The following is a 3,787-nucleotide window of genomic DNA, read 5'->3' as shown; positions in this document are numbered from 1 at the left end:
CGATAACTTTCTGAAAATAAAGAAGTTGTTCCTGTGCGTTTGTAACTATTCATCTCACCTGTGTTTAGTCAGTAAAATACTATAACTATTTGATTAAAAATAAATTAATTTTAGAGGTAACCTTAAGCATGCAGTATTAGAAACAGGAAATCGATCCAGAATGAAAATTTTTAGAATTGATCCTTCAAAAGATTTACCAATGGCTACTATCCAATTCTTATTAACCATGGCGTTAGATTTATATAAAAATGGTACGATTTCAATTAAACAATGATCTGTGATTAATAAAGGTATCACAAACAATTTAAGAATCTAATTCTTTAATAAGTTTTTTATTGATTCTAATAAAATCTTTGCTGTTGGCTTTTTCAGAAAGTGTAAGTGCACGTCTGGCAACTATCATAGCTTTCTTTTTGTTACCTAAATCTTTTAATATCATAGCTTCTCTTGTTACCTGAAAAAATAAGGCGGTATCAGAAGCTGTTACTTTTTGAATATATTCCAGTGCTTTTTCTAAATCTGTATTAGATTCATGAAGATATAAGGCTGCTTGAAAATACTCTGTATTGGTAGGCCCTGATAACGTTTTTTCTATATCTTTTAACACCTTGTCAGTTACATCTACTACAATAGGAGTTTGTAGCATTGTGTTCTCCCATATTAGAGTAAAAACGGCACTATCTAATGTAGTTTGCCGAAACTGTATCTCAAAAGTCTCTACTGTTGAAACCAGATGCTGTACTGGAAGTCGTAATGTTATGATCGGTTGTTTTTTTGCATAAGTATTCCAATTACTACTCTGATAAGAATACCAATGTATTTGCCATTCTTTTTCTCGTGGAATACTTACAATCGTATAACTGCCTTTTTCTAATGATTGCCCTCCAATTGTTACTTTATCAGAAAATGTAATCTTAGTAGCTGCATTCGCTCCTGTACGCCATAATTCTCCATAAGGCAATAATCCATTTTTACCAAAAATAGTTCGCCCTCTCTTACTAGGGCGTGAATAAGTTGCTTCTACCGCTGTAAGCCCGATATTTTGTTGTACTGTAGCCAAAGGGCTAAGGCTGGGAACCCTTAATTGTGCCTGAATGGATATAGAGACAAAAAGGATGTATAATACTAATATATTTTTTTTCATTTGTTTTAAGTATTTTAAAAAATTAAATTGAGCTTTTATCAATTAATTTTAGTTTGATATAGATTTTATTTTTATAGATTTTGATCAAAATATGTTGAGGGGGATGTACCCATCAGTTTTTTGAATGATTTATTAAAGGTAGTTTTGGAATTAAACCCTGCTTCCTGAGCTATTCCAAAAAAAGTGAGTTGTTTTGCTCTTTCTGTTTTTGCCAGAGATACAAACTCTTTGATTCTGTAATAATTTACATATTCAAAAAAATTCATGCCTATATTCTCATTTAGCAATCTCGCCAATTCCGGATTACTTACTCCCAGCATTTCTGCTAATTCTGCTTTAAGCAATTTGCTATTTAAAAAAGGCTTCTTTTCATGCATCAAATTTTCTAATTTTATTTTTAGATGTTCCATGTCAGTTACACTTAGCTTAGACTGAGCGTATTTGCGTGCCAGAGTTTCCGGAACGATACGTAGTACTTGTGGAGATACCATTCCGTAATATGTAATAAAAAGAATCACCAGAGTAAGAACAATCCAGATATAAGGCCGTGCGTCACGCTCTAACATCTCATATCCAAGCAGACTAATACTATATAATAGTATCCAAATACACAGGCAAATACCTATTATCAGTAAAAAATTGATAATAAACCTAGTTCGTAAATTGTAAGAAAGTTCATTTCTAACCTTGTTTTGAAAGGTCTTGAATATCTTTAAGGCAAGCCCCCAATAGGTTGTGTTAACTACCAAACCTAATGCGTGGCAACCATAAATAACCCGTTTTAATTCACCAGTACTACTACGTCCTCTTATTACCAGATCAGATGGAATCATAAAATACACTATAATAAATACTGAGTATAAAAACCCTGGAATATAATGTATTAGATCTTGATGAGAATACACTTTTTTTTGTAATATGGCACGTGTAAATAGATAAACAGTTGGGCCAAAAAGTAAAGCAGAGAGCTCAGAAAAAGCAATCAATCTAAAATTACGGTTCCATACTCCGGCACTATACAATACTTTACCAAATAATCCAATAAAAAGAGTCAGTATCAGAAATGCCATATACCCACTAATATGTTTTCTTTTTCCAGGGGAAAAAAGATAAATCATCAATAAAAGAAGGCTCTGAAAGAAGCCAAAATAGACAAATTGATTGAGAATTGTTTGCATAGACACCTCTTTATAGAGCAAGTTAGTTAATCAATTACAAATTGATGTACATTTTGCAATCCCTCATATGCAGATAATGGATACTTTGCGGTAAAAGATTGAAATCCGTTAGCATCTTCCCAGACTGCAATAATCAATGTATCCGGGTTATAATAATACCCTACCGGAGAAGTACCTCCTTTTAATGTTGTAATGATTTTACCTCCCGATGTACTAATATGAGCTTTCCATTCTTTTAGAAATTTGGTATAGGTAACGATATTCTTTTTCCATAATGCTGTAACTACAGTATATTTTGAAGTGTCTATAGAAAACTCCATATCCTCCAATATTTCATAATACGTTAGTCCAAAATAGGTAAAAAGCTTTCTGCGTTGTGAGTGAAAATCAGGAACTTTTTTTACAATATTGGTTAAGAAACCTTCTCGTTTTTCTCTAGTAGTCCATTTACCAACTATAAAACTAGCTGGTAGATGTGTTCCCATTGTGAGTTTTGATATCTTAAACCCAGGTTGAGGTTGGTAGCCATATGCGAATGCTATAGGAAAGGCTGTTTTTTTATACCTATCAAACAATGCCTCTGAATTGGGAGGAGAATCTAATAAGATAAGGTCTAAGACTTCTCCTTTTTTAAAAGTAAAGGTTTTTAAGTTTTCCTGACCAGTAAGAACGTTCATTACAGAAAAAACTATCGATAAAATAAATACGACTATTGAAAGCTTCATAAAATATACATGTTTAAGATTTATTTTACAAAAGAATAACAGCGTTGATAACTTAGCAAAATTAGTAACAGTAGAAACGTACGTATACGGTATGTGTACCTTGATTTATAAAAATATAGCCAAAAATGTAACTAAATAAAGATTTATAGTACATATATTATTGCATAGGTAGCAGTTCTCTAGAAGATATTATAAGATAACAACCTAAATAATCTTATCATTAAACAACTCATTATGTCACAAAACATAACATCACTTTTAGTTTTTATTTTCTTTACATTTTTTTCTGTTTGTAAAGCACAAACATCTTATCTATCAGAAAAGGTAAAAAAAAATATTAAATCACGCGTTGAGAATAGTATGAATCCAGGAATTGTCATTGGTGTTATTGATGATAATGGAACTCATTATTATAATTACGGAGTTAAATCTTTATAAACTAAAGCAGTCGTGGACGAAAACTCCGTATTTGAAATAGGATCTGTTTCTAAAACATTTACCGGTATTTTATTAGCCGATATGGTTTTAAAAAATGAAATAAAACTAGATGATCCGTTACAAAACTATTTGCCAAATGGGATCAAATCTCCTACCAAAAACGGAAAAAACATTCAACTAATACGATTTGTGATTAAAAAATTCGTATAAATTCATTGAATTATTTTTTCTTTATGCAAGGCAAAAAAATCAAGCATAGCTATAGCTACGGTTTATTTTTTAAACGAAGTAGAAAGGAAAAA

5 protein-coding genes are annotated in these 3,787 nt (G+C 31.3%); 2 read left to right on the top strand and 3 right to left on the bottom strand.

The window, feature by feature from the left end; genetic code table 11:
- Nucleotides 1-304 precede the first annotated feature (304 nt).
- The 3 genes from F0000_RS26615 to F0000_RS26605 form a co-directional block, all read right to left on the bottom strand.
- A complete protein-coding gene (locus tag F0000_RS26615) occupies nucleotides 305-1,144 on the bottom strand; it encodes a DUF2911 domain-containing protein (RefSeq protein WP_149627738.1) in 840 nt (279 codons plus the stop codon).
- A 71-nt stretch (nucleotides 1,145-1,215) separates the two neighbouring features.
- Nucleotides 1,216-2,322, bottom strand: coding sequence for a helix-turn-helix domain-containing protein (locus F0000_RS26610; RefSeq protein ID WP_149627737.1), 1,107 nt, complete (start codon nucleotides 2,320-2,322; stop codon nucleotides 1,216-1,218).
- 26 nt (nucleotides 2,323-2,348) lie between these two features.
- Nucleotides 2,349-3,047, bottom strand: a complete 699-nt coding sequence (locus F0000_RS26605; protein ID WP_149627736.1) for a hypothetical protein — start codon at nucleotides 3,045-3,047, stop codon at nucleotides 2,349-2,351.
- A 234-nt stretch (nucleotides 3,048-3,281) separates the two neighbouring features.
- On the opposite strand from F0000_RS26605, the gene F0000_RS26600 reads away from it, so the two are divergent.
- Complete coding sequence (locus F0000_RS26600; RefSeq protein ID WP_149627735.1) at nucleotides 3,282-3,485, top strand: hypothetical protein; 204 nt, start codon at nucleotides 3,282-3,284, stop codon at nucleotides 3,483-3,485.
- A gap of 12 nt (nucleotides 3,486-3,497) precedes the next feature.
- Nucleotides 3,498-3,695 (top strand): serine hydrolase, encoded by a 198-nt coding sequence (locus tag F0000_RS26595; RefSeq protein ID WP_149627734.1) that lies wholly within the window; start codon nucleotides 3,498-3,500, stop codon nucleotides 3,693-3,695.
- Nucleotides 3,696-3,787: the final 92 nt, after the last annotated feature.

It is taken from the genome of Aquimarina sp. RZ0, from assembly GCF_008370685.1.
Classification (GTDB): domain Bacteria; phylum Bacteroidota; class Bacteroidia; order Flavobacteriales; family Flavobacteriaceae; genus Aquimarina.
Note: the sequence above shows the minus strand (reverse complement) of the source record. Positions and strands in the feature narration are given on the sequence as shown.